This window comes from Pseudomonas sp. PDM15 (genome assembly GCF_014851565.1).
GTDB lineage: Bacteria > Pseudomonadota > Gammaproteobacteria > Pseudomonadales > Pseudomonadaceae > Aquipseudomonas.
In genome coordinates this window covers 56,154-79,672 of record NZ_JACVAA010000005.1, presented here as the reverse complement: position 1 = coordinate 79,672, position 23,519 = coordinate 56,154, and the positions used below count along the sequence as shown (strand labels likewise).

Sequence of the window (23,519 nt, the reverse complement as noted above, 5' to 3'; positions counted from 1 at the left end):
CCGGTTGTCACGCTTCTTACTGGCAGCGTGGGCAGTTGGTTAGAATCCCCCCTTTTCCTTAATAAAGGAAGGCCAATGGCCCAGCCCTTCAGTGCGCGCAGTCGCGCCATCGAACCTTTCCATGTCATGGCGTTGCTGGCGCGGGCCAACGAACTGCAAGCCGCCGGCCATGACGTCATCCATCTGGAGATCGGCGAGCCGGACTTCACCACCGCCGAGCCCATCGTGCGCGCCGGCCAGGCCGCGTTGGCTGCCGGCCATACCCGCTACACCGCGGCGCGCGGCATCCCGCAGTTGCGCCAGGCCATCTCGGCTTTCTACGCCAGCCGCTATGGTGTGGATATCGACCCCGAACGCGTGCTGATTACTCCCGGCGGTTCTGGCGCGCTGCTGCTGGCCGCAAGCCTCTTGGTCGATCCGGGCAAGCACTGGCTGCTGGCCGACCCCGGCTACCCCTGCAATCGTCACTTCCTGCGTCTGGTCGAAGGTGCCGCGCAGCTGGTGCCGGTCGGCCCCGAGAGTCGCTACCAGCTCACCCCGCAGCTGGTGGAGCGGCACTGGGATGGCGACAGCGTCGGCGCCCTGGTCGCCTCGCCGGCCAACCCCACCGGCACCCTGCTGCACAAGGATGAGCTGGCCGCGCTGGCGAGCACGCTCAAACAGCGCGGTGGGCATCTGGTGGTGGACGAGATCTACCACGGCCTGACCTACGGCTGTGAGGCGGCCAGTGTGCTGGAGGTGGACGACGATGCCTTCGTCCTCAACAGCTTCTCCAAGTACTTCGGCATGACCGGCTGGCGCCTGGGCTGGCTGGTGGCGCCGAGCAACGCGGTGCCGGAGCTGGAGAAGCTGGCGCAGAACCTCTATATCAGCGCGCCAAGCATGGCCCAGCATGCCGCCCTGGCCTGCTTCGAGCCGGCGACCCTGGCGATCTTCGAGGAGCGCCGCCACGAGTTCCAGCGCCGCCGTGACTACCTGTTGCCGGCCCTGCGCGAGCTGGGCTTCCGCATCGCCGTGGAGCCCGAAGGGGCCTTCTATTTATATGCGGATATTTCGAGCTTCGGCGGCGACGCCTTCGCCTTCTGCCGGCACTTCATCGAGACCGAGCACGTGGCCTTCACTCCGGGCCTGGACTTCGGCCGTCACCTGGCCGGCCACCACGTGCGCTTCGCCTACACGCAGAATGTCGAGCGCCTGCAGCAGGCGGTGGAACGCATCGCCCGCGGCCTGAATACATGGAATCCCGATGCGCTTTGATCCGCCGCTGGAAGAGGGGCGCCTGCTGCGCCGCTACAAGCGCTTCCTCGCCGATATCGAGACGAGCAGCGGCGAGGCGCTGACCATCCACTGCCCCAACACCGGCTCCATGCTCAACTGCCTGAGCGAGGGCTGCCGTGTCTGGTTCAGCCGTTCCAACGACCCCAAGCGCAAGCTGCCGGGTACCTGGGAACTGGGCGAGACGCCGCACGGGCGGCTGGCCTGCCTCAACACCGGTCGCGCCAACGCCCTGGTCGAAGAGGCTCTGCGCGCCGGCATCATCAGCGAGCTGGCCGGCTTCACCGGCCTCAAGCGCGAGGTGGTCTACGGCAGCGAAGGCAGCCGCGCCGACTTCCGCCTGGACTACCTGTCCGGCTCGCTGTTCCTTGAGGTGAAGAGCGTGACCCTGGGCTTCGCCGACTCCACGGTGGCTGCCTTCCCCGATGCGGTGACCGAGCGTGGCGCCAAGCACCTGCGTGAGCTGGCTGCACTGGCCAGGCAGGGTGTGCGGGCGGTGCTGCTGTACTGCGTGAACCTGTCCGGCATCGAGGCGGTGCGCGCCGCCGAGGAGATCGACCCGGCCTATGCGGCGGGCCTGCGCGAGGCGCGCGCGGCGGGTGTGGAGGTGCTGGCCTATGGCGCCGCGGTAGACCCCGAGGAAGTGCGCCTGCTGCGCCGACTGGAGGTATTGGCCTAGGCCGGCTCGACCCAAATGGCGTCGCCGTCTTCCCTGCAATCGACCTTGCGCAGTGACTGCCCGGCGCAGGGGCCGGTGACGCACTCGCCGTTCTCGATCAGGAACAGCGCGCCATGGTGAGCGCACTGGATCATGCTGCCACTGGCATCGAGGAAGTCGTCCGCGCGCCATTCCAGCGTCAGGTCGCGATGCGGGCAGTTGTTCAGGTAGACGTGGGCCTGGCCGTCGCGGCGTACCGCCAGCAACTTGCGACCCTGAATGACAAAGCCCCGGCTCTGGCCTTCGACCAGCTCACCCGGGGCGCACAGATGAATCATGGGAATCTCCACGCCGAGGCGGGGATTATCCCGCATGGGCGTGGCGATGGGGTAGGGCGCGCGTCCTTGCGCGAAGTTGAACTCAGTACTGCCAGGAAGCGGAGACGCGGAAGTTGCGTCCGACTTCGCTGTAGTAGTCGTCCGGTTGCACCAGGGGGCCGGTGGGCACGTTCAGCGCGTTCCAGTACTTCTTGTCGAGGGCGTTGAACAGGCCAGCCTGCAGCTTCATGCCTTTCAGCTCGGCGGGTTGCCACCAGCCGGTCATGTCGACCACGCCATAGCCGGGGGCCTCGAAGTCACTGTCGTTCTCCACCTTGTCTCGGGCCGCGGCGGCCCGCAGCATCAGATCGGCACCGTACTGGTCGCGCTCGTAGCTCAGGCCCAGCAGGCTGGTGATCGGGGCCACAGAGCTGAGGCGCTGGTTGGTTTCACGATCTTCGCCATTGGCCCAGGCCACCGAACCCCAGACTTTCCAGTGCGGTACTAACTCCCAGTGGGCGGCCAACTCGGCGCCGTAGATCTGTACCTTGGCGCGGTTCTCGGTGCGGGTCACGCCCATCGGGTAGTCGGCGGCACTGAGGCCTACGGCTGCCAGGTCGGCGGCATCCATCACCACGTCGTCGTCGATGAAGTTCTTGTAATGGTTGTCGAACAGGCTGACCAAGCCACCGAACTTCTCATTGCCCAGCTGCGCGCCGATCTCGTAGCCGGTGCTCTCTTCCGGTTTGAGGTCTGAGTTGCCCAGGCGCAGGTAGCTGCCTTCGGCGCCGTAGTTCATGTACAGCTGGGTGGCGTCCGGTGCCTTGAAGCCCTGGGCCCACTGGGCATACAGCATGGCTTCGTCGGCCACCTGCCAGGTAGCCAGCAGGCTGCCGGACAGCTTGTGGTCCTTGCTCGCTTCCAGCGTCTGGTCGTTGGCCGGGTTGATGTTGTTGTCGAAGTCGCTGGTAGCCTTCGGGTCCTGCTTGTAGTGGTCGTAGCGCAGTCCGGGGGTCAACTTGACGCGGCCATCGGCGAAGCTGATCTCGTCGGTGGCGTAGAGCGCCCACTGGGTGCCTTCGACCTTGGGCATGTCGGCCTGGTTGGTGTGCAGGAAATCGCAGGCGGCCGGTCCCATGTACATCGGGTGGCTCGGGTCGATGGTGAAGCCCGGGCAGTTGTCATAGCCCTCGGAGACCTGCTCGGTGTTGATCTGGTACAGCTCGCCGCCCAGCGTCAGCCTGTTCGGCAGGCCGGCGATCTCGAATGCCTTGCCGACATCGCCGGAGACGCCATACAGCTCCTTCTCGATCTGGTTGTCGCGGCCGAACGCGCCGGCCGGGTACTTGTAGGGATTGCCCGGCAGGCCGAAGAACAGGAAGTCCGGGATGGCCGCACGGCCGTCGGTGACGGTGCGGATGCCACTCTGGTCGTCATGGCGGCGCAGCTTCTGCCAGTAGGCGATGGCGTTGGCGCTGTCGATCAGGCCGTCGCCGTTCTCGGCCTGGAAGGCGTAGTCGACGGACAGGCGCTGGCGCTTGTTGTTCTCTTCGGTGCCGTTCTCGCCGAGCAGGTAGGTAGTGCCCTGGTTGGTGCGGCTGTCGATGTCGTTCTCGCGCTCGAAGAGCTCGCCGGTGAAGCCGACCTTGTGGCCGCCATCGAAGCGTTGTTGCAGCTTGACCAGCAGGCTCTGCTGCTCGGTGTCTGCCGGGTTGGCCTCGGTGCGGCTGGTGCCGTAGGTATTGTCGTCGCCGCCACTTTCCAGTTCGTTGCCGCGACGCTGGCCGGCTTGCAGCAGCCAGGAGGTGTCCTGGTAGCGGCCGGCGATGGCGCCGTTCAGTCCCCAGCTGTGGTCGGCACTGTCGTAGTCGGTCTTGGCCAGGCTGCCGAAGTCCTTGCCTTCACCCAGCAGGTCCTCCGGATTGAGAGTGAACAGCTGCACTGCGCCGCCCAGGGCGCCGGAGCCGACCAGGCTGGAGTTGGCGCCGCGCACGATGTCCACCGAAGACAGGCCGTTGAAATCGATCGAGTCGAGGCCGCCCTGGGCGCCGCCGGTCGGGCCCTGGCTACGTGCGCCATCGGTCATCCACGGTACGCGGATGCCGTCGATGGTGGTCAGCACGCGGTCGCGATCCAGGCCGCGGATGTTGATGCTCTCGCTGGTGCGGCTGTAGTTCACGCCGGGTTCGGAGCGTCGGCCGAGGTCGTCGAAGCTGCGGATCTGGCGCTGCTCCAGGGTCTTGGCGTCGGTCTTGGTGGTGGTCGGCAGCTCTTCCTGCACGGCGTTGCCGGTGACCTGGGTGGGGGCGAGCTCGGTGGCGCTGTCCGTGGCCTGTGCGAATGCCAGCGAGGGGCTGAGCAGCAACAGCGCCATCCATGGGCGCAAGGCGAAGGGTGGGGTGGACATGACATTACTCCCGCTAGTGGCTCTTGGTGGCCAGTGAATTTGGCGGGCAGCACGGTAATAGATTCTTCTTCTCAAATGCAAATCATTATCACAAGCATTGGAATTTGATTCTCGATGGAGTAGCCTGCGCCGACTCGAACGAGCCGCCATCTCCCCATTCCGGCAACGGGGTAGGGGAGGCTCGCTCGCCAAACAACGAAATGAGGTAGCACCATGACCATGCAGATCACCGCCCCCAATGCCTCCGCGCTTTACCAGGACTGGCAGCGCCTGCGCGCCGAACAGTCCGGCCTGCGCGCCCGCGATGCTGCCGCCAAACTGGGCGTCAGCGAGGCCGAGCTGACTGCCAGCCGCCTGGGCGTGGATGCCGTGCGCCTGCGCACCGAGTGGGCCGAGCTGCTGCCGGCACTGGGTGAGTTGGGCTACATCATGGCGCTGACCCGCAACGAGCATTGCGTGCACGAGCGCAAGGGCTACTACCGCGAGGTATCGGTGATGGCCAACGGCGCCATGGGCCTGGTGGTCTCCCCCGACATCGACCTGCGCTTGTTCATGACCCAGTGGGCCAGCGTTTTCGCTGTCGCAGAAGACACCGAGCGCGGCATGCAGCGCAGCATTCAGATCTTTGATCGCCAGGGCACCGCCGTGCACAAGGTCTACCTCACCGCCAAGAGCGAGGAGGCGGCTTGGGCGCCGCTGGTCGAGCGCTTCCGCGCCGCCGAGCAGAGCGCCGAACTGGACTTGCAGCCGCTGGCCGAGCGCAAGGCCCCGCGTGCCGACGCCGAGGTGGACGCCGCCGCCCTGCGCGCCGACTGGGCCGAGCTGAAGGACACCCACCACTTCTTCGCCATGCTCAAGCGCCACGATGTGGCCCGTACCCAGGCCCTGCGCCTGGCCGGTCGCGAGTGGGCCGAGCCGCTGGCCGCCGTCGAGCTGCCCAAGCTGCTGGAAGAGGCCGGCGCCCGCCAGGTGCCGATCATGGTCTTCGTCGGCAACCAGCATTGCATTCAGATCCACTCCGGTACCGTGAGCAACCTGCGCTGGATGGGTGACTGGTTCAACGTGCTCGACCCCGAGTTCAACCTGCACCTGAAAACCCCGGGCGTGGTCGAGCTGTGGCGTGTGCGCAAGCCCAGCAGCGACGGCATCATCACCAGCTACGAGGCCTTCGACGCCGATGGCGAGTTGGTCGTGCAGTTGTTCGGCGCGCGCAAGCCGGGTGTGCCGGAGCTGGTCGAGTGGCGCGAGCTGGCCGAAGCCATCGCCGCCCTGGAGGCTTGAGATGCGCCTGTCCAAAGTTCTTCTGCTGTGCGGCAGCCTGGTGTTCAGCCATGCCGCCGCGGCGGCCGATCTGCCGCAACGCTGGGTCAGCTCCGGCGGCTCGCTGAGCGAGTGGGTGGTGCGTCTGGGCGGTGAAGGCAAGCTGGTCGGTGTCGACACCACCAGCCTGCATCCGCAGACCCTGCGCAAGCTGCCGAGCATCGGCTACCAGCGCGCGCTGTCCGCCGAGGGCGTGCTGTCGCTGCGCCCGGACATCCTGATCGGCAGCGAGGAGATGGGCCCGCCGCCGGTGATCGCGCAGATCAAGGCCGCCGGCATCCGCATCGAGGCGCTGTCCGCCAGGCCCGACCTGGATACCCTGGAGCGCAATGTGCTGCGTCTGGGCGAACTGCTCGGCACGCCCGAGCAGGCTCGCGAGCAGATGACTGCCTACCGCCAGGACCTGCAGCGTCAGGCGGACTGGGTCGCCCAGGCGCAGAAGCGGCAGACGCCGCCGCGCGTGCTGATGCTGCTCGGTCACGCTGGCAGCAACGTCATGGCGGCGGGCAAGGACAGCCTGGCGGTGTGGCTGATCGAGCATGCCGGTGGCGAGAGCCGTACCGAGCACAGTGGCTACAAGCCGATCTCCAACGAGGCGCTGCTGGCCATGGACCCGCAGGTGGTGATCTTCGCTGATCGCAGCCTGCACGGTGAGGAGGCGCGCAAGGCACTGCTGCAGCAGAACCCTGTGCTGCAGCAGACCAGCGCCGCGCGTGACGGCCGCCTGCTGACCCTCGACCCGACCCTGCTGGTCGGTGGTCTTGGTCCGCGTCTGCCTGAAGGACTGGCCGAGCTGTCGGCGGCCTTTTATCCTTCCGAGCAAGCACTGACGGCCAGACTCGACCGATGACTCCTGTTTTTCGACCCCGCCCATTGCTGCTGGCAATGGGCGTTCTTCTGCTGCTCGCGTTCTGGTTGTCGCTGGCCCTGGGGCCGGTGAGCCTGCCGCTGGGTGACACCCTGCTGGCCGCTCTACGGCTGATGGGCCTGCCCATCGATGGCGAGGGGCTGCAGCAGGCCGAGCTGATTCTCGGCCAGATCCGCCTGCCGCGCAGCCTGCTGGGGCTGTGCGTGGGTATCGTGCTGGCGCTGTCCGGCGTGGCCATGCAGGGCCTGTTCCGCAACCCGCTGGCCGATCCCGGCCTGGTCGGCGTCGCTGGCGGCGCGGCGCTGGGTGCGGCCATCGCCATCGTCGGCGGCAGCATGGTTGGTGGCCTGCCGCCGGCCCTGGCGCCATACCTGCTGTCAATCTGCGCCTTCACTGGCGGCCTGATCGTGACTGCGGTGGTTTACCGATTCGGTCGTCGCGATGGGCAGACCAACGTCGCCACCATGCTCCTGGCGGGCGTGGCGCTGACGGCCATGTCCGGTGCCGGTGTCGGCCTGTTCACCTACCTGGCCGACGACGCCACGTTGCGCAGCCTGACCTTCTGGAACCTCGGCAGCCTCAATGGCGCTAGTTATCCACGGCTGTGGCCGCTGCTGCTGGTGACCCTCGGCGTGGCCATCTGGTTGCCGCGTCGCGCCTCGGCGCTCAACGCGCTGTTGCTCGGCGAGTCGGAGGCGCGCCACCTGGGCTTCAATGTCGAGCGGATCAAGCTGGAGCTGGTGCTGTGCACCGCCCTCGGCGTCGGCGCCGCCGTGGCGGCCGCCGGTCTGATCGGCTTCATCGGCCTGGTGGTGCCGCACCTGATGCGCCTGCTGGTCGGCCCGGATCATCGCGTGCTGCTGCCGGCCTCGCTGCTGGCCGGTGCCAGCCTGCTGCTGCTGGCCGACCTGGTCGCCCGCCTGGTGCTGGCGCCGGCGGAGCTGCCGATCGGCATCGTCACGGCGCTGATCGGCGCGCCGTTCTTTCTTTATCTGCTGGTGCGGGGGCGGGCCTGATGTTGCGCGCGGAGAAGTTGAGTGTGCGCCGTGGTGGCGCCACCGTGCTGGAAGGCATCGACCTGGCTCTGCAACCCGGCGAGGTACTCGGTGTGCTCGGCCCCAACGGCGCCGGCAAGAGCACTCTGCTCGGCGCCCTGTGTGGCGAGCTGGAGGCAGATACCGGCAGCGTGAAGCTGGATGAGCGGGCGCTCGGCCAGTGGTCCGGCCAGGAACGGGCGCGGCGTCTGGCGGTGCTGCCGCAGAGCTCGACCCTTAGCTTCGCCTTCCCGGTGGCCGATGTGGTCGCCATGGGGCGCCTGCCGCACGATACCGGTCGCGTACGTGACGCCGAGATCGTCGATGCGGCCCTGCGCGCGGCAGATGCCGAGCACCTGCGCGGGCGTAGCTACCTGGCCCTGTCCGGTGGCGAGCGCCAGCGCGTGCACCTGGCGCGGGTGCTGGCGCAGCTGTGGCCGGGCGGAGAAGGGCAGGTGCTGCTGCTCGACGAGCCGACTTCGGCCCTTGACCCGCTGCATCAGCACACCACCCTGCAGGCGGTGCGTGACTTCGCCAGCCAGGGCGCGGCGGTGCTGGTGATCCTGCACGACCTCAACCTGGCCGCCCGTTACTGCGACCGCATCCTGCTGCTGCAGCACGGCCGCCCACATGCCTTCGGCAGCCCAGACGAGGTGCTGCAGGCCGAACCGCTGCGCGCGGTTTTCGGCCTCGACGTACTGATCCAGCGTCACCCGGAACGCGGCCATCCGCTGATCGTGGCGCGCTGAACCCTTCAGGAATTCCCATGCGTATTGTTCTGCTCTGCTGTCTGTCCCTGCTGGCCGCCTGCCAGTCCCGCGGCGTGCTGCCGCCCCCCGCGCCCATCGCCCCCGAGGGCCGCGATCACGCCCAATTGGGGCAGATCGTCGATTTGGCCAGTGGCGAGCGCATTAGCCCGGAACAGCTGGTCGAGCGCCTGGCCCAGGCGCGGCGCGTGCTGGTCGGCGAACAGCACGACAACCCCGACCACCATGCCCTGCAGCTGTGGCTGTCGCGCGAGCTCTCAGCGCAGCGTGCGCAGGGCAGTGTGTTGATGGAGATGATCAACCCCAACCAGCAGGCCAAGGTCGAACAGGTGCAGGCCGAGATCCGCGCCGGCCAGCCGCCGGCCGACGCCTTCGTTGCTCTGGCCTGGCTGCCGAACTGGGATTGGGGACTCTACGGCGCGCTGGTGCAGCATGAGCTGCGCCAACCCTATCCGTTGCTGTCGGCCAACCTGGACCGCGCCGAAATCATGCAGATCTATCAGGCGCGCCCGACCCTGCGGGGTTCGGCTTCCACCGCGCCGGCGGTGCAGGAGAAACTTCAGGAAGACATCCGCGAGTCCCACTGCGGCCTGCTGCCGGACAGCCAGATTCCCGCGATGCTCGCCGTGCAGCAGCAGCGCGACCGGCGCATGGCCGAGCGCCTGGCCGCCGCGCCAAAGCCGGCGATGCTGCTGGCCGGTGCCTTCCATGTGCGCAAAGACCTGGGCGTACCGCTGCACCTAACCGACCTCGGCGCGGGTGAAGGCAACGCCGTGCTGATCCTCGCCGAAGTCGGCAAGGAGCCAGCCGCCGGGAGTGCCGACTATGTCTGGTACACCGCCGCCAATGCGCCGGAGGATCACTGCGCCAAGCTGCGCAAGAAGTAACAGCCGCAGAAAGCAAAAAAAACCGCAATGCGGGGCTTTTTACAGAGTGGTGGATCAATCTCGCGAGCTAGAGTCAGGCTAGGCGGCCTTCTCCAACAACGCCTGGCCGACGCGCAGCAGATCGAAACCCAATCAGAGGCGCAGACCGCCGTCGAGCTCGAGAATACGACCGGTGTAGTAGTCGTTTTCCATGATGTAAGCCACGGAGTGGGCGATCTCGGTCGGCTTGCCCATGCGGCGCAGCGGGATGCCGGAGGTCATCTTTTCCAGAGCTTCCGGTTTCATGCCGCTGGTCATCTCGGTCTCGATGAAGCCAGGAGCGACGCCCGCTACGCGGATGCCGTAGCGCGCCAGTTCCTTGGCCCACACTACGGTGTCGGCGGCGACGCCGGCCTTGGCCGCGGAGTAGTTGGCCTGGCCCATGTTGCCGGCGCGGGAGATGGAGGAGATGTTGACAATCGCGCCCTGGTTCTTCAGCTCGATCATCTTGGCTGCCACTTCGCGGGTGCAGAGGAACACGCCGGTCAGGTTGACGTCGATCACCGACTGCCACTGGGCCAGGCTCATCTTGGTCAACTCGCCGTCCTTGACCTTGATGGTCAGGCCGTCACGCAGGATGCCGGCGTTGTTGACCAGGCCGTTGATGGCGCCGAAGTCCGCAGCCACCTGGGCGACCATGTGGGTCACCTGCTCTTCGTTGGCCACGTTGCACAGGTAGGCGCGGGCGTCACCACCTGCTGCCTTACAGGCGGCCACGGCGTCATCCAGTTTCTCCTGGTTGAGGTCGACCAGCGCCAGCTTGGCGCCCTTGGCGGCCAGGTATTCGCCCATGGCGCGGCCCAGGCCCTGGCAACCGCCGGTGATGATGATGACTTTGTCTTTGAGTTCCATAACACTGCTCCTCGAAGGTCTTGAAGATTGCCCCGCTGGCGCTGGGCGCCTGTTCGTTTTGTTTTCGACGAATTCTTAGCGAGGAGTCATAAATTGAGCATGACAGCCGAGAAGCATGCCCGAGAATTGTTGCTCAAGGAATACCGCGGGGTGCTTTCCACCCACTCCAAGAGCATGCCGGGCTTCCCTTTCGGATCGGTGGTGCCTTACTGCCTGGACGAGCAGGGCCGGCCGCTGATTCTGATCAGCCGCATCGCCCAGCACACCCACAATCTGCAGAAGGATGCCAAGTGCTCGCTGCTGATCGGTGAGCGCGGCGCCGAAGACGTGCAGGCAGCCGGGCGCCTGACCTTGCTGGCCGAAGCCCGCCAGCTGGAGGAGCCCGCAGCCATCGAGGCCGCCGCCGAGCGTTACTACCGCTACTTCCCCGATTCACGCGACTATCACAGCGCCCACGACTTCGACTTCTGGGTGCTCGAGCCCGTGCGCTGGCGCTTCATCGGTGGCTTCGGTGCCATCCACTGGCTGCAGGGAGTCAACCTGGCCAACCCGCATGCCGGCGAGCCCGAGCGCAGCATGGTCGAGCATATGAACGACGACCATGCCTCGGCGATCGCTCACTACGTGCAGCTGGCCAACCTGCCGGATCACGAGACGGCGCAGCTGGCCGGTATCGACAGCGAAGGTTTCCACCTGCGCATCGGCAAGGGCCTGCACTGGCTGGCATTTCCAACATCCTGTAACAACCCCGGCGCGGTGCGCCAGGCCCTGGTACTGCTGGCTCGCGCCGAGAGCTGGCCGACCGCCCGGCAGGCTTCAGCTTGAATTAAGCGCCAGGCCCCATACTTCATCGGTATCGGAAGCCGTTCTTCCGCCAAGGACATTCGCAATGCGCGCTTTTCTGTTTCTGTTCCTGCTGTTCCCCATCGTCGAGCTGGCCGTGCTGATCCAGGTTGGCAGTGCCATCGGTGTGCTGCCCACTCTGTTGCTGGTGATCGGCACCGCGGTGCTTGGCAGCGTTCTGCTGCGCGTGGCCGGCGTGGCTACCGCCTGGCGGGCCCGCGAGAAGCTGGCGCGTGGCGAGATGCCGGAGCAGGAGATGTTCGAGGGCCTGCTGATCGCCGTCGGTGGCGGTCTGCTGTTGCTGCCGGGCTTCATCAGCGATGTGTTCGGCCTGCTGTGCCTGATTCCCTTCACCCGCCGCCTGATGATCGGCAAGCTGCAGCGTCGCGCCCAGGAGCAGGCACTGCGCCAGCGCGCGTTCTTCGACGACGCCCGGGCTCGCAGCGGCCAGACCCACCCGCAGGTGATCGAAGGCGAATACCAGCGCCGCGACTGACGCCGGACCGCAGGCGGCTGTGTAAAAAAATTCACAGTCGCCCTTGAAATGCCTGCCGCCGCCCCTATCTAGCGATCACCGCAAGGTTTCCACCGTTTCGGTGGAACAGTCTTCCGCGACTTGCCTTTGGCGTGCCGCGCCCGGCCCCAAGCCGGATTTGCCTAAACCCGCCGGCGCAGTCGCCGGCCAGTGAAAACAACTAATAGGAGAGATCGACAATGAAGCTTCGTCCTCTGCATGACCGCGTCGTCATCCGTCGCAGCGAAGAAGAAACCAAGACCGCTGGCGGCATCGTGCTGCCGGGCTCGGCCGCCGAGAAGCCGAACCAGGGCGTGATCGTCGCTGTTGGCGCCGGCAAGGTTCTGGACAATGGCGAAGTCCGCGCGCTGGCCGTCAAGGTCGGTGACAAGGTGGTGTTCGGCCCGTACAGCGGCAGCAACACCGTCAAGGTCGATGGCGAAGACCTGCTGGTGATGGGTGAGCACGAAATCCTCGCCGTCATCGAAGCCTGATTCGACACGTTCTCCGTCTAAACCTACAGAATTGAGGAACAAGCAAAATGGCTGCTAAAGAAGTCAAATTCGGCGATTCCGCTCGCAAGAAAATGCTGGTTGGCGTCAACGTCCTGGCTGACGCCGTCAAAGCCACCCTCGGCCCGAAAGGCCGCAACGTGGTCCTCGACCGCAGCTTCGGCGCTCCGCTGATCACCAAGGACGGCGTGTCCGTTGCCAAAGAGATCGAGCTGAAGGACAAGTTCGAGAACATGGGCGCCCAGCTGGTGAAAGACGTGGCCTCCAAGGCCAACGACGCTGCCGGTGACGGCACCACCACCGCCACCGTTCTGGCCCAGGCCATCGTCAGCGAAGGCCTGAAGGCCGTTGCCGCCGGCATGAACCCGATGGACCTGAAGCGCGGTATCGACAAGGCGACCATCGCCATCGTCAACGAGCTGAAGAGCCTGTCCAAGCCGTGCACCGACACCAAGGCCATCGCCCAGGTCGGCACCATCTCCGCCAACTCCGACGACTCCATCGGCAACATCATTGCCGAAGCCATGGAGAAGGTCGGTAAAGAAGGCGTGATCACCGTTGAAGAAGGCTCCGGCCTGGAAAACGAACTGTCCGTCGTAGAAGGCATGCAGTTCGACCGCGGCTACCTGTCCCCGTACTTCATCAACAAGCCGGACACCATGGTGGCCGAGCTCGACGGCCCGCTGCTGCTGCTGGTCGACAAGAAGATCTCCAACATCCGCGAACTGCTGCCGGTGCTGGAAGCCGTTGCCAAGTCCGGCCGTCCGCTGCTGATCGTGGCTGAAGACGTTGAAGGCGAAGCCCTGGCTACTCTGGTCGTCAACAACATGCGTGGCATCGTCAAAGTCGCAGCCGTCAAGGCTCCGGGCTTCGGCGACCGTCGCAAGGCCATGCTGCAGGACATCGCCATCCTGACCGGTGGTACCGTGATTTCCGAAGAAGTCGGCCTGAGCCTGGAAAGCGCCACCCTGGAGCACCTGGGTAACGCCAAGCGCGTTCAGCTGAGCAAGGAAAACACCACCATCATCGACGGTGCCGGCCAGCAGGCTGACATCGAAGCCCGCGTTGCGCAGATCCGCAAGCAGGTCGAAGACACCACGTCCGACTACGACAAGGAGAAGCTGCAAGAGCGTCTGGCCAAGCTGGCCGGCGGTGTTGCCGTGATCAAGGTCGGTGCCGGTACCGAAGTCGAGATGAAAGAGAAGAAGGCCCGCGTTGAAGATGCCCTGCACGCTACCCGCGCAGCCGTCGAAGAAGGCGTGGTACCTGGCGGCGGCGTGGCCCTGGTCCGTGCCCTGCTGGCCATCGAAGGCCTGAAAGGCGACAACGACGACCAGAACGTCGGTATCGCCCTGCTGCGTCGCGCCGTTGAAGCCCCGCTGCGCCAGATCGTGGCCAACGCCGGCGACGAGCCGAGCGTAGTGGTCGACAAGGTCAAGCAAGGTTCCGGCAACTACGGCTACAACGCTGCTACCGGCGTGTACGGCGACATGATCGAGATGGGTATTCTCGATCCGGCCAAAGTCACCCGTTCCGCCCTGCAGGCCGCTGCTTCCATCGGCAGCCTGATGATCACCACCGAAGCCATGGTCGCCGACATTCCGGAAGACAAGGCTGCTCCGGCCATGCCGGACATGGGTGGCATGGGTGGCATGGGCGGCATGATGTAAGCCGACCGGCACCCTGAGCTGCAACGAAGAAGCCCCGCCCCGTGCGGGGCTTTTTCTTGCCGGTGAAAAATCCGTCAAAGACGGCGGACGCCGGAGCGTTCCGCGGTATCTTTGCCGGCATTGCGACGAATAGGGTTCTTTCCATGCGTATCCTCCTGGTCGAGGACAACCGCGACATCCTGGCCAACATGGCCGACTACCTGCAGATCAAGGGTTACACGGTGGACTGCGCCCAGGACGGGCTGTCCGGCCTGCGCCTGGCCAGCAGCGAGCATTACGACCTGCTGGTGCTGGACATCATGCTACCCGGCATTGATGGCTACACCCTGTGCCGTCGCCTGCGCGAGGAGGCGCGGCGCGACACGCCGGTGATCATGCTGACCGCCCGCGACCAGCTGGACGATCGCCTGCAAGGCTTCCAGGCCGGTGCCGACGATTACCTGGTCAAACCCTTCGCGCTGTCCGAACTGGCTGCGCGCATCGAGGCGGTGCTGCGTCGCAGCCTCGGTGGCGGCAAGCGCCTTTTACAGGTCGGCGAGCTCAGCTACGACCTCGATACCCTGGAGATCGCCCGCGCCGGCAAGCCACTCAGGCTCAACCCGGTCGGCCTCAAGCTGCTCGCCTTGCTGATGCAGAAGAGCCCGCACGTGGTACGCCGCGAGGTGCTGGAGGAGGCGCTGTGGGGCGACGACTGCCCGGACAGCGACAGCCTGCGCAGCCACGTGCACCAGTTGCGCCAGGTGATCGACAAACCCTTCGACAAGGCGCTGCTGCACACCGTGCACGGGGTCGGATATCGACTGGCGGAGCCAGGCGATGGCGTTTAGGGATGGACTGTTCAGGCAGAGCCTGTCACGCCGTATCGTCATCGCCTTCGTGCTGATGACGGCGCTGGTCGGCGGTACTTTCGCCGTCGGCATCGTCGAGACCGTGCACCAGGTCGAGGAGCGGCTGATCTCCAGCGAACTGGGCGGCGACCTCGGGCGCTTCCTGAAGATGGAAAGCATCGACGAATGGCGTCATCGCCCTGAGCCCGGACAGCTGTTCTTCTTCAGTGATGGGCACGGCGAGTTCGTCCTGCCGGAAGAGCTGCAGGACCTGGCGCCCGGCTTTCACGAGGTATACCGCGACGGCACGTCCTACCACGGCTTCGTGCAGCTGGTGGATGGTCGGCGCTATGTGCTGCTCCAGGACCAGAGCGGCTTCGAGGAGCGCGAGCAGCTGCTATTCGCCGTGGTGCTGGTGGGCTTCCTGATCAGTCTGGGATTGTCCGGCCTGCTCGGCTGGCTGCTGGCGCGCAAGGTGATCGAGCCGGTGGTGCGCCTGTCGCGCCAAGTGCGCGCGCCGGACCAGTTGCTGGACGAGGCGCCGCGGCTGGCGCGCGACTACGCCAACGACGAGGTCGGCCAGCTGGCGGCCTCTTTCGACACCACCCTGGGCCTGCTGCGCCGCGCGCTGATGCGCGAGCGCCTGTTCACCAGCGACGTCAGCCACGAGCTGCGTACACCGTTGATGGTGCTGGCCAGCTCCTGCGAGCTGTTGCTGGAGAGCCCGAGCCTGGATGCCCGCGGCAAGGCTCAGGTACGGCGCATCGCCAACGCCTGCGAGGAGATGCGTGGCCTGGTGCAGACCTTCCTGATGCTGGCCCGCTCGCGTCAGGAAGTCAGTGGCATACCTCAGGCCACCCTGCGCGAGGTGGCCGATGATCTGGTCGCCCAGTGGCGACCTGCCATCGAGGCCAAGGGCCTGGTGTTCGACTACTGCGCCGAGCAGGTCTGCGAGCAGCGCTACAACGCGCCGCTGCTGCGTTCGGTGCTGGGTAACCTGCTGCGCAATGCGCTGCACTACACCGAGCAGGGGCGCATCGGTCTGAGCCTGGGCGAGCAGGGCTTTCTGGTCGAGGACAGCGGCGTGGGCATTCCCGCCGCCGAGCGAGAGGCCATGTTCCAGCCCTTCGTGCGTGGCGGAGCGGCGCGGGGCGAGGGGCTCGGTCTGGGATTGTCGCTGGTGCAGCGCATCTGCGAGAGCCAGGGCTGGAGCGTCGAGCTGTCCGACGCCGAGCCCAGTGGCTGTCGGTTCCAGGTCCGCTTGGGAACTAGCGCAACTTGAAGGTTTGGTCAGATGGGTATGCCCTTTGCAATATCCGTCCGATCGCTTGCCGTAGATCGGAAATGGCTACCGTTATGGGGTCATTCGAGGCAGATTCGTTACCCGCTGTTACCTCGGCATACCTATGGTCGAAGAACCGCGCAGTTTTTTTGGAGAGTCGATGGTTTCCGAGTTCGTGTCCGGATGTGCAGTCGCCACCGCCGATCAGTTCGAGCACTGGTGGCAGCTGCAGGGAGAATGGGTCGAAGAGCCCAACCGACGCAGGGGCGGCGAGAGCGGAGTGCAGCGCCTGCATGATGCTAACGGGCAGCTGCTGTATGCCAAGCGTCAGGTGGGGCATCTGTGCCGTAGCCTGAGCCACCCGTTCGGCCGGCCCACCGTGCTGCGCGAACGTGATGCGCTGCTGGGGCTTAGCCGCCTCGGTGTGCGCGTGCCACGCCTGATCTACTGTGATGCGAGTTATCAGGAAGAGCAGGGCTGGCGCGGTCTGCTGGTTAGCGAGGCGCTGGATGGCTTCAGCGACATCGACAGCTGGTACGCCGCCGGCGGCCGCGAGCGTGCCGGCGAGCAGCATGACGTATTGCTGCAACAAATAGGTGCGACCCTGGCGCGCATGCACCTCGGCCGCTGGCAGCATGGCTGCCTGTACGCCAAGCATGTGTTCGTCAAGGTGACGGCGGAAGGCGTGGAAGTGGCGCTGCTCGATCTGGAGAAGAGCCGGCGTCGCCTGAGTCGCAAGCGCGCAGCGCTGCATGACCTGCGGCAGTTGCGGCGGCATTCGTCATGGAGCGACGCGGAATGGCAGCAGCTCCTGTCGGGCTATCGCCGCCAGTGGGGCAGGGCGTTGCCGCTGGGGTGAAGGAACTTCGCTTCTGCAGGGCGCTCTGAAGGGCGCCATAGCCCAGACCGAGAAACCACTCGTCGGTTGGGACGTTGCCAAGGACTGGCCTGAACTAGTTTTGATTTCAGGCGTTTGGCAGCGCCATCAAGGGGTTATCGAGATGAAATTAGAGATTGCTAGAGGATTGTTCCTCGTCGGTGCCCTGAGCGTCACGGCCTTCGCTGCGGCTGCCTGGCAGGAGCCGGCGCCGCAGGTAATCGATCTGGCGAACTGTGCCGATCAGGTGTGCCCGGTGGTGTCGGCCCGGCATCGAGAGTCCGCGGCGGTCCAGGCCGATAGCGACAATCTGCTGTTGCTGGTGTACGGCCTGTCGCATGCGATGAAGGGCGAGCAATAAGTCTTTCGCCCGCTGCGGCCTCGGATGGCCCAGAAAAAAGCCCCGCCTAGGCGGGGCTTTTCGTTTACCGGCGGTGGCTCAGTGAGCCGCCGCGGTCGATGCAGTCGGCATCTTGTCCGGACTGGCCAGCAGGGTGTAGACGCAGGGCAGCACGAACAGGGTGAACAGGGTGCCGATGGACATGCCGGTGGCGATCACCAAGCCGATGTCGAAGCGGCTCACCGCACCGGCGCCGGTGGCGAGGATCAGCGGCACCATGCCGAACACCATCGCCGCGGTGGTCATCAGCACCGGGCGCAGGCGGATCGACGCGGCTTCCTCGATCGCCTCGCGCACCGACAGGCCGTTGTCGCGACGCAACTGGTTGGCGAACTCGACGATCAGGATGCCGTGCTTGCTAATCAGGCCGATCAGCGTCACCAGTCCCACCTGGGTGTAGATGTTCATACTCGAGAAACCGAGGAAGATCGGGATCAGCGCGCCGCAGATCGACAGCGGCACGGTGACCAGGATCACCAGCGGGTCGCGGAAGCTCTCGAACTGCGCCGCCAGCACCAGGAAGATGATGGCCAGGGCCAGGGCGAAAGTGACGAACAACGCGCTGCCTTCCTGGATGTACTGGCGCGAGGCGCCAGCGTAGTCGAAGGTGTAGCCGCGCGGCGCCTCCTTCTGCGCGATCTGCGCCACGGTGTCCACCGCCTCGCCCATGCTGACGATCGGCACGCCCTCGATGATCGCCGCGTTGAGCTGCTGGAACTGCTTGAGCTTGGTCGGCCGCGCACGGTCGCTGACCTTGATCAGGGTGGCCAGCGGCACCATCTGCCCGCTCTCGCTCTTCACGTGGTAGTTGCTCAGCCAGCTCGGATTGTCGCGGTACGCCCGCTCGACCTGGGCGATCACCTTGTAGCTGCGTCCGTCGATGGTGAAGCGGTTGACCTCGCCCTCGCCGAGCAGGATGGCCAGGGTGGCGCCCAGGTCCTGCATGGACACGCCCATCTGCGCCGCTTTGGCACGATCGATATCGACTACCACCTCGGGCTTGTCGAACGCCAGGTCGACGTTGAGGAAGGCGAACTTGCCGGAAGCCATGGCCTCCTGCTTGACCTTCTCGGCCACCTGCAGCAACGACTCGTAGTCGTTCGGCGTGTTGATCACGAACTGGAACGGCAGGCCTTCGCCGGTACCGGGCAGGGACGGCAGGTTGAAGCCGAAGATCTGCAGGCCGGGGATGTCGTTGAGACGGCCCTGGACAATCGGCAGCAACTCCATCTGGGTACGATCGCGCTCGCCCCAGGGGGTCAACAGGAAGCCGCCGATACCCGACTGCACGCCGTCGAAGCCGTTGATCTGGAAGGACGAGTAGTACTCGGGGAACTCCTTGAAGATCTTCACGAACTGGTCGGTGTAGGCGTTCATGTAGTTCAGGTTGGTCGGCTGCGGCGCGTTGGCGAACAGGAACACGATGCCCTGGTCTTCCTCGGGCGCCAGCTCGCTCTTGCTGAAGCTGAGCAGCACCGGAATCAGGCACATGACGATGATGCCGAATACAACCACCACCGGGCGGGTGTTGAGTGTGCCGTGCAGAGCCCTCTGGTAGCGGCGCTTGAGCTTGTCGAAGGCCATGTCCAGCTTGTGCGCCAGGCCCGTGGGGTTCTCCTCGTGGCGCAGCAGCCTGGAGCACATCATCGGCGACAGGGTCAGGGCGACCACGCCGGAGATGATCACCGCACCGGCCAGGGTCAGAGCGAACTCCTTGAATAGGGCGCCGGTCAGGCCCTCGAGGAAGCCGATGGGGGCGTACACCGCGGCCAGGGTGATGGTCATCGAGATCACCGGCACGGCGATCTCGCGGGCACCCTCGATGGCGGCGTCGAACGGCGTCTTGCCCTCCTCTATATGGCGATGGATGTTCTCCACCACCACGATGGCATCGTCCACCACCAGGCCGATGGCCAGGACCATCGCCAGCAGGGTCAGCAGGTTGATCGAGTAGCCCATCAGCTGCATGAAGAACAGCACGCCGATCATCGACAGCGGGATGGTGATCACCGGGATCAGCACCGAGCGGAATGCGCCGAGGAACAGGAACACCACGACCACGACGATCAGCACCGCCTCGGCCAGGGTCTTGACCACCTCGTAGATGGAGGCACGGATGAACTCGGTGGCGTCGTAGGCGATGGAGACCTTGAGGTTCGGCGGCAGCTGCGCCTCCAGCTCCGGCAGGGCGGCACGCACGTGCTTGATCACATCCAGCGGGTTGGCGCTGGGCGTGCCCTTGATGGCAATGTAGACGGACGGAATGCCGTCGAACGAGCTGATCGAGTCGTAGTTTTCCGCGCCCATCTCCACCCGGGCGATGTCGCGTACCAGCACGCGGCTGTCACCGGAAGTCTTCACCGGAATGGCGCCGAAGGCCTCGGCCGACTTCAGGTCGGTGGTGGCGTTGATGCTGGTGACCACGTACTGGCCCTTCACCTGGCCAGCGGCGGCGAGGAAGTTGTAACGCTGCACGGCACTGGTGACATCGGTCGCGGTGATGCCGTAGGCGGCCATCTTCACTGGGTCCAGCCACAGGCGCATGGCGAACACCTGGTTGCCGAGGATCTCGGCCTCGGCCATGCCCGGCAGGGTGGCCAGCTTGGGCTGGATCACCCTTGAGAGGTAGTCGGTGATCTGCGGGTTGGACAGCTCGTCGCTGTAGAAGCTGACGTACATCAGCGCCGAGGCGTCGGCCGCTTCCTTGGACAGCACCGGGTCTTCGGCATCCTGCGGCAGCTGGTTCTTGACCTCGTTGGCCTTGGCCAGCAGCTCGGTGAACAGGCGGTCGGTGTCCGCGCCGATACGGGCGTAGATGGAGATGGTGGAAACGTTCTGCTGGCTCGACGACGTCATGTAGTCGATGCCTTCGGCACTGGCCAGGCTCTGCTGCAGCGGCTGGGTGATGTAGCCCTGGATGGTCTCGGCATTGGCGCCGGGGTAGGCGGTGGACACCGTGATCAGCGCGTTTTCCATCTGCGGGTACTGGCGGATCACCAGTTTGCTGAAGGCCTGGAAGCCCAGCAGGATGATCAGCAGGCTGACCACGGTCGCCAGGACCGGGCGCCGGATGAAGGGATCTGTGAAAGCCATAGCGGTTTCCTTGGCGTCGAGCCTTACTTCTCGACGCTGGCTTGGTTGTCCTTGGTCAGGGACTGATCATCGACGACGGTTACATGGGCGCCGTTGTCCAGCTTGAGCTGGCCGGCGGTGACCACGCGCTCGCCGGCCTTCAGGCCCTTGAGCACCAGCACCACGCCATCGCGGCGCTCGCCTGTCTCGACGAAGCGGCGCTCGACCACCAGCTGGGCCTGGCCCTTGTCGTCTTTCTCCACGGCACCCTTGTCGTCCTTCTTCTCGCCGATCACGTACACCGAGTTGCCGTACAGGGTGTAGGTGATGGCGGTTTCCGGCACCACTACCTGGGGCTTCTCGCCCGGCAGCAGCACCTCGAGGTTGGCGAACATGCCCGGCAGCAGCTTGTTGTCCGGGTTCGGCAGCGTGGCGCGGATTTGCACGTTGCGGGTGTTTTCCTCGACCTTGGGGTTGAGGGCGCTGATTTCGCCTGTGAAGACTTCGCCGGGGTAGGCCGCGACCGACAGGCGCGCGCGTTGGCCGATGGCCAGCTGCGGGTAGTTCTGCTCGGGCAGGAAGAAGTCGACGTAGAGCCTGGACAGGTCCTGCAGGGTGGCGAAGTGGGTGCCCGGGCTCAGGTAGGCGCCGGTGTCCACCTGGCGAATGCCTATGGTGCCGGCGAACGGCGCGAGGATGCGCTTCTTGTCCAGCTCGGCCTTGAGCTGGGAGACGCTGGCCTCGGCCTTGAGCAGCTCGGCGTTGAGGCGGTCGAATTCGCTCTTGGAGATAGCCTGTTTGCCGGCGATTTTCTTGCCGCGCTCGTACTCGACGCGAGCCAGGGCGCGCACCGCTTCGGCGGTGGCCAGGATGGCGCGCTCCACTTCGCTGTCCAGCTGCAGCAACGGCTGGCCGACCGTGACCTTCTCGCCGGACTGGAACAGCACTTCCTTGACCGTGCCCTGCACCTCGGAAGTCAGGTCCACGCCCTGGAATGCCTTGAGCGTGCCGATGGCCGGCAGGCGGCTCTGCCAGGGCCGTTCCTCGGAGACGGCGGCGGACACGCTGATGGCCGGCTGTGGGCCGGAGAACATCTGGATCTGCTGGTAGATGGAGAAGCCTTTGTAGGCGGCGAGGGCGAGCACCACGACGAGTACTACGCCCAGCATGATGAGCATGCGGCGGAGCAACATATTCCGAATCCTTGGCGAGGCGGGGAGGGCCTGGAATGGCGAAGGTGGCACCTTAGTGCTACTTGACCATCAAGTCAAAAGCTTGGCGTTTGCAAAAGATTGCGCCGCTATTGTCGCGCAACACGGCGTCGCGCAAACCGCACAGATGGCCGAGAAATCGGTACGTCCCTGTACCGATTCGCGCCTCAGGCGCCTAGGCGCTGGGTCACTTCACTGAGCTCGCCGGACAGGCTGCGCAGGGTATGGCTGGCGGCCTGGGTGCGCTCGACGTTCTCCTGGTTGGAGCTGGCGATGGCGGTGATCTCGGTGAGGTTGCGCGAGATGTCCTCGGCCACCGAGGTCTGCTCCTCGGCGGCGGTGGCGATCTGCCGGTTCATGTCGCGGATCGCCTCCACCGCACCGGTGATGCGCTGCAGCATGGCGCCGGCCTCGGTCACCTGGGTCACGCCTTCCTCGCTGCGGCTTTGCCCACTCTCGATGGCGCGCACGGCGTTGAGTGCGCCGGTCTGTACGGTATCGATGATCTGGTTGATCTCGGCGGTGGACTCGGCCGTGCGCTGGGCCAGGGTACGTACTTCGTCGGCTACCACGGCGAAGCCGCGGCCCTGCTCGCCGGCGCGCGCGGCCTCGATGGCGGCATTTAGGGCGAGCAGGTTGGTCTGCTCGGCGATGCCGCGGATCACTTCCAGCACCTTGCCGATGCGCCCGCTGTCGCTCTCCAGGCGGCGGATCACCTCGGCGGTGTTGGCGATCTCGCCGCGCATGCCGGTGATGGTCTGGATGGTTGACTCCATCACCCGGCCGCCCTGGCGTGCCGAGCTGTCGGCATCGTCTGCGGCGTGCGCGGCCTCGGCTGCGTGGCGCGCCACTTCCTGGGCGGTGGCGGACATCTCGTGCATGGCGGTAGCGACCTGGTCGGTGCGCTCGAACTGTTCGTTGATGCCCAGGGTCATGCGCGAGGCGATCTGGTTCAGCTCGCCGCTGGCGGTGTCCAGGTTGCCGCTGCTCAGGCGCAGGCTCTCGGTGGTGCTGGCGAGGAAGTCGCGCAGGGTGTTGGCCGCCCTGGCCAGCATGCCCAGCTCATCCTTGCGCTGCACTTCCACCTTCTGCCCGAAGCGGCCATGGCTGAGCTGGTCGACATGGGTGATCAGGTGGCGGATCGGGATGATCAGGTGGCGGTTGACCAGCCACAGGCTGAACAGGGCGATCACCACGCTGGCGGCGAGCATGACCAGGGTGCCTAGGGTGATGGTGCGGTCGGCGCTGGCGTTGATCTGCTCAGCCTGCTGGATGCTCTGTTCGCGCAGCTGGTCGACCAGGGCGGTCATCTGCTCGCTGGCGGCACGGTCGATGCCCTTGACCGCCGCATCACCGGCCTTGGCGTCGCCGCCGGCGGCGACGAAGGCGTCGCGCCCCTTGCGGTAGTTGGCGCCGAGGGTCTGGTGCTCGCTGCGCAGGCGGTCCACCTGGCCTTTCAGCGCGGCATCGTCCCTGGCCTCCTGGGACAGTTCGCCAAGGATGTCCTGAACCTTGCGCTCCTGGGCCTCGAACTGGCCCCAGTACTTGTTCAGGTTCTCGCTGCTCTGGCCGCGCAGCAGGACGTTCTTCCATTCCTGCACCTGGATCTTGAACTCGACGTTGGCCGAGTCGATCAGACGGGCAGCCTGCAGCGGGCCGTCGAGCAGGCCGCGGTAGTCATGCATGCCGTTGGAGAGGAAGCTGAAGCAGGCCAGGGCGGTGATCAGGATCAGCGCCAGGCTGCCGCCGAGCAGCGCGAGGATCTGCGCGCGCAGGGATTTCTGCAGGAACATGGGGATACGCCTCTTCGGGGTGACTGCCCCCGGCGCCCAGGCGGGCACCGGAACTGCGGATATCCCTATCACCCGGCCATGAAAACCGGCGGCA

The 23,519-nt window shown here is 65.7% G+C and carries 21 protein-coding genes; 15 read left to right on the top strand and 6 right to left on the bottom strand.

Annotated features, from left to right (window positions below; genetic code table 11):
• The first annotated feature begins 75 nt into the window (after positions 1-75).
• Complete coding sequence (locus tag IB232_RS15015) at positions 76-1,257, top strand: pyridoxal phosphate-dependent aminotransferase (RefSeq protein WP_192399428.1); 1,182 nt, start codon at positions 76-78, stop codon at positions 1,255-1,257.
• Positions 1,247-1,954 carry a DNA/RNA nuclease SfsA gene (sfsA, locus tag IB232_RS15010; protein ID WP_192399427.1) on the top strand — a complete coding sequence of 236 codons (708 nt, stop codon included), beginning with the start codon at positions 1,247-1,249 and terminating at the stop codon, positions 1,952-1,954. Before IB232_RS15015 ends, sfsA begins: the two co-directional genes overlap by 11 nt.
• Here sfsA and IB232_RS15005 read toward each other — a convergent pair.
• Both IB232_RS15005 and IB232_RS15000 read right to left on the bottom strand, forming a co-directional pair.
• Positions 1,951-2,271, bottom strand: a complete 321-nt coding sequence (locus tag IB232_RS15005; protein WP_192399426.1) for a Rieske (2Fe-2S) protein — start codon at positions 2,269-2,271, stop codon at positions 1,951-1,953. The two genes, sfsA and IB232_RS15005, sit on opposite strands and share 4 nt — an antisense overlap.
• A gap of 82 nt (positions 2,272-2,353) precedes the next feature.
• A complete protein-coding gene (locus IB232_RS15000; protein WP_192399425.1) occupies positions 2,354-4,657 on the bottom strand; it encodes a TonB-dependent hemoglobin/transferrin/lactoferrin family receptor in 2,304 nt (767 codons plus the stop codon).
• A 213-nt stretch (positions 4,658-4,870) separates the two neighbouring features.
• Between IB232_RS15000 and IB232_RS14995 the strand changes: the two genes are divergently transcribed.
• From IB232_RS14995 to IB232_RS14975, 5 genes are read left to right on the top strand one after another with little or no spacing between them, the layout of a single operon-like run.
• Positions 4,871-5,938 (top strand): hemin-degrading factor, encoded by a 1,068-nt coding sequence (locus tag IB232_RS14995; RefSeq protein WP_192399424.1) that lies wholly within the window; start codon positions 4,871-4,873, stop codon positions 5,936-5,938.
• Between the two features lies 1 nt (position 5,939).
• Positions 5,940-6,827 carry a heme/hemin ABC transporter substrate-binding protein gene (locus IB232_RS14990; RefSeq protein WP_192399423.1) on the top strand — a complete coding sequence of 296 codons (888 nt, stop codon included), beginning with the start codon at positions 5,940-5,942 and terminating at the stop codon, positions 6,825-6,827.
• 50 nt (positions 6,828-6,877) lie between these two features.
• Positions 6,878-7,861, top strand: a complete 984-nt coding sequence (locus IB232_RS14985; RefSeq protein WP_192399712.1) for a FecCD family ABC transporter permease — start codon at positions 6,878-6,880, stop codon at positions 7,859-7,861.
• Positions 7,861-8,628, top strand: a complete 768-nt coding sequence (locus IB232_RS14980) for a heme ABC transporter ATP-binding protein (RefSeq protein WP_192399422.1) — start codon at positions 7,861-7,863, stop codon at positions 8,626-8,628. The genes IB232_RS14985 and IB232_RS14980 overlap by 1 nt, the downstream gene beginning before the upstream one ends.
• 17 nt (positions 8,629-8,645) lie before the next feature.
• Complete coding sequence (locus IB232_RS14975) at positions 8,646-9,533, top strand: ChaN family lipoprotein (RefSeq protein WP_192399421.1); 888 nt, start codon at positions 8,646-8,648, stop codon at positions 9,531-9,533.
• Positions 9,534-9,665: 132 nt separating this feature from the next.
• Here IB232_RS14975 and IB232_RS14970 read toward each other — a convergent pair whose 3' ends face one another.
• Positions 9,666-10,424, bottom strand: coding sequence for an SDR family oxidoreductase (locus tag IB232_RS14970; protein WP_192399420.1), 759 nt, complete (start codon positions 10,422-10,424; stop codon positions 9,666-9,668).
• Positions 10,425-10,517: 93 nt separating this feature from the next.
• Between IB232_RS14970 and IB232_RS14965 the strand changes: the two genes are divergently transcribed.
• From IB232_RS14965 to IB232_RS14930, 8 genes are all read left to right on the top strand, one after another.
• Entirely contained in the window at positions 10,518-11,249 is a 732-nt protein-coding gene (locus IB232_RS14965; RefSeq protein ID WP_192399419.1) for a HugZ family protein, read from the top strand.
• Between the two features lie 64 nt (positions 11,250-11,313).
• Positions 11,314-11,763 carry an FxsA family protein gene (locus IB232_RS14960; RefSeq protein WP_192399418.1) on the top strand — a complete coding sequence of 150 codons (450 nt, stop codon included), beginning with the start codon at positions 11,314-11,316 and terminating at the stop codon, positions 11,761-11,763.
• 218 nt (positions 11,764-11,981) lie between these two features.
• Positions 11,982-12,275: a co-chaperone GroES gene (locus IB232_RS14955; protein ID WP_043308752.1), complete on the top strand. Its 294-nt coding sequence runs from the start codon at positions 11,982-11,984 to the stop codon at positions 12,273-12,275.
• Between the two features lie 47 nt (positions 12,276-12,322).
• The gene (groL, locus tag IB232_RS14950) at positions 12,323-13,963 is read left to right on the top strand and encodes a chaperonin GroEL (RefSeq protein ID WP_192399417.1); all 1,641 of its coding nucleotides are present in this window, start codon (positions 12,323-12,325) and stop codon (positions 13,961-13,963) included.
• Between the two features lie 143 nt (positions 13,964-14,106).
• On the top strand, positions 14,107-14,790 hold the full coding sequence (locus IB232_RS14945) for a response regulator transcription factor (RefSeq protein ID WP_192399416.1): 684 nt from the start codon (positions 14,107-14,109) through the stop codon (positions 14,788-14,790).
• On the top strand, positions 14,780-16,072 hold the full coding sequence (locus IB232_RS14940; RefSeq protein ID WP_192399415.1) for a sensor histidine kinase: 1,293 nt from the start codon (positions 14,780-14,782) through the stop codon (positions 16,070-16,072). Before IB232_RS14945 ends, IB232_RS14940 begins: the two co-directional genes overlap by 11 nt.
• A gap of 160 nt (positions 16,073-16,232) precedes the next feature.
• Positions 16,233-16,931: a lipopolysaccharide kinase InaA family protein gene (locus IB232_RS14935; protein ID WP_192399414.1), complete on the top strand. Its 699-nt coding sequence runs from the start codon at positions 16,233-16,235 to the stop codon at positions 16,929-16,931.
• A 142-nt stretch (positions 16,932-17,073) separates the two neighbouring features.
• Complete coding sequence (locus IB232_RS14930; RefSeq protein WP_192399413.1) at positions 17,074-17,310, top strand: hypothetical protein; 237 nt, start codon at positions 17,074-17,076, stop codon at positions 17,308-17,310.
• A gap of 78 nt (positions 17,311-17,388) precedes the next feature.
• Here the strand turns inward: IB232_RS14930 and IB232_RS14925 are convergent, their stop codons facing one another.
• From IB232_RS14925 to IB232_RS14915, 3 genes are all read right to left on the bottom strand, one after another.
• Positions 17,389-20,442 (bottom strand): multidrug efflux RND transporter permease subunit, encoded by a 3,054-nt coding sequence (locus IB232_RS14925; protein ID WP_192399412.1) that lies wholly within the window; start codon positions 20,440-20,442, stop codon positions 17,389-17,391.
• 23 nt (positions 20,443-20,465) lie between these two features.
• On the bottom strand, positions 20,466-21,614 hold the full coding sequence (locus IB232_RS14920) for an efflux RND transporter periplasmic adaptor subunit (protein ID WP_192399411.1): 1,149 nt from the start codon (positions 21,612-21,614) through the stop codon (positions 20,466-20,468).
• A 185-nt stretch (positions 21,615-21,799) separates the two neighbouring features.
• Positions 21,800-23,425 (bottom strand): methyl-accepting chemotaxis protein, encoded by a 1,626-nt coding sequence (locus tag IB232_RS14915; protein WP_192399410.1) that lies wholly within the window; start codon positions 23,423-23,425, stop codon positions 21,800-21,802.
• Between the last annotated feature and the right edge of the window lie 94 nt (positions 23,426-23,519).

Coding starts and splice junctions, on each gene's coding strand:
- IB232_RS14920 (WP_192399411.1), bottom strand. CDS start 21,614: ATGTTGCTCCGCCGCATGCTCATCATGCTGGGCGTAGTACTCGTCGTG.
- IB232_RS14915 (WP_192399410.1), bottom strand. CDS start 23,425: ATGTTCCTGCAGAAATCCCTGCGCGCGCAGATCCTCGCGCTGCTCGGC.
- IB232_RS14930 (WP_192399413.1), top strand. CDS start 17,074: ATGAAATTAGAGATTGCTAGAGGATTGTTCCTCGTCGGTGCCCTGAGC.
- sfsA (WP_192399427.1), top strand. CDS start 1,247: ATGCGCTTTGATCCGCCGCTGGAAGAGGGGCGCCTGCTGCGCCGCTAC.
- IB232_RS14970 (WP_192399420.1), bottom strand. CDS start 10,424: ATGGAACTCAAAGACAAAGTCATCATCATCACCGGCGGTTGCCAGGGC.
- IB232_RS14980 (WP_192399422.1), top strand. CDS start 7,861: ATGTTGCGCGCGGAGAAGTTGAGTGTGCGCCGTGGTGGCGCCACCGTG.
- IB232_RS14995 (WP_192399424.1), top strand. CDS start 4,871: ATGACCATGCAGATCACCGCCCCCAATGCCTCCGCGCTTTACCAGGAC.
- IB232_RS15005 (WP_192399426.1), bottom strand. CDS start 2,271: ATGATTCATCTGTGCGCCCCGGGTGAGCTGGTCGAAGGCCAGAGCCGG.
- IB232_RS15000 (WP_192399425.1), bottom strand. CDS start 4,657: ATGTCCACCCCACCCTTCGCCTTGCGCCCATGGATGGCGCTGTTGCTG.
- IB232_RS14940 (WP_192399415.1), top strand. CDS start 14,780: ATGGCGTTTAGGGATGGACTGTTCAGGCAGAGCCTGTCACGCCGTATC.
- IB232_RS14945 (WP_192399416.1), top strand. CDS start 14,107: ATGCGTATCCTCCTGGTCGAGGACAACCGCGACATCCTGGCCAACATG.
- IB232_RS14955 (WP_043308752.1), top strand. CDS start 11,982: ATGAAGCTTCGTCCTCTGCATGACCGCGTCGTCATCCGTCGCAGCGAA.
- IB232_RS14975 (WP_192399421.1), top strand. CDS start 8,646: ATGCGTATTGTTCTGCTCTGCTGTCTGTCCCTGCTGGCCGCCTGCCAG.
- IB232_RS14935 (WP_192399414.1), top strand. CDS start 16,233: ATGGTTTCCGAGTTCGTGTCCGGATGTGCAGTCGCCACCGCCGATCAG.
- groL (WP_192399417.1), top strand. CDS start 12,323: ATGGCTGCTAAAGAAGTCAAATTCGGCGATTCCGCTCGCAAGAAAATG.
- IB232_RS14960 (WP_192399418.1), top strand. CDS start 11,314: ATGCGCGCTTTTCTGTTTCTGTTCCTGCTGTTCCCCATCGTCGAGCTG.
- IB232_RS14990 (WP_192399423.1), top strand. CDS start 5,940: ATGCGCCTGTCCAAAGTTCTTCTGCTGTGCGGCAGCCTGGTGTTCAGC.
- IB232_RS14925 (WP_192399412.1), bottom strand. CDS start 20,442: ATGGCTTTCACAGATCCCTTCATCCGGCGCCCGGTCCTGGCGACCGTG.
- IB232_RS15015 (WP_192399428.1), top strand. CDS start 76: ATGGCCCAGCCCTTCAGTGCGCGCAGTCGCGCCATCGAACCTTTCCAT.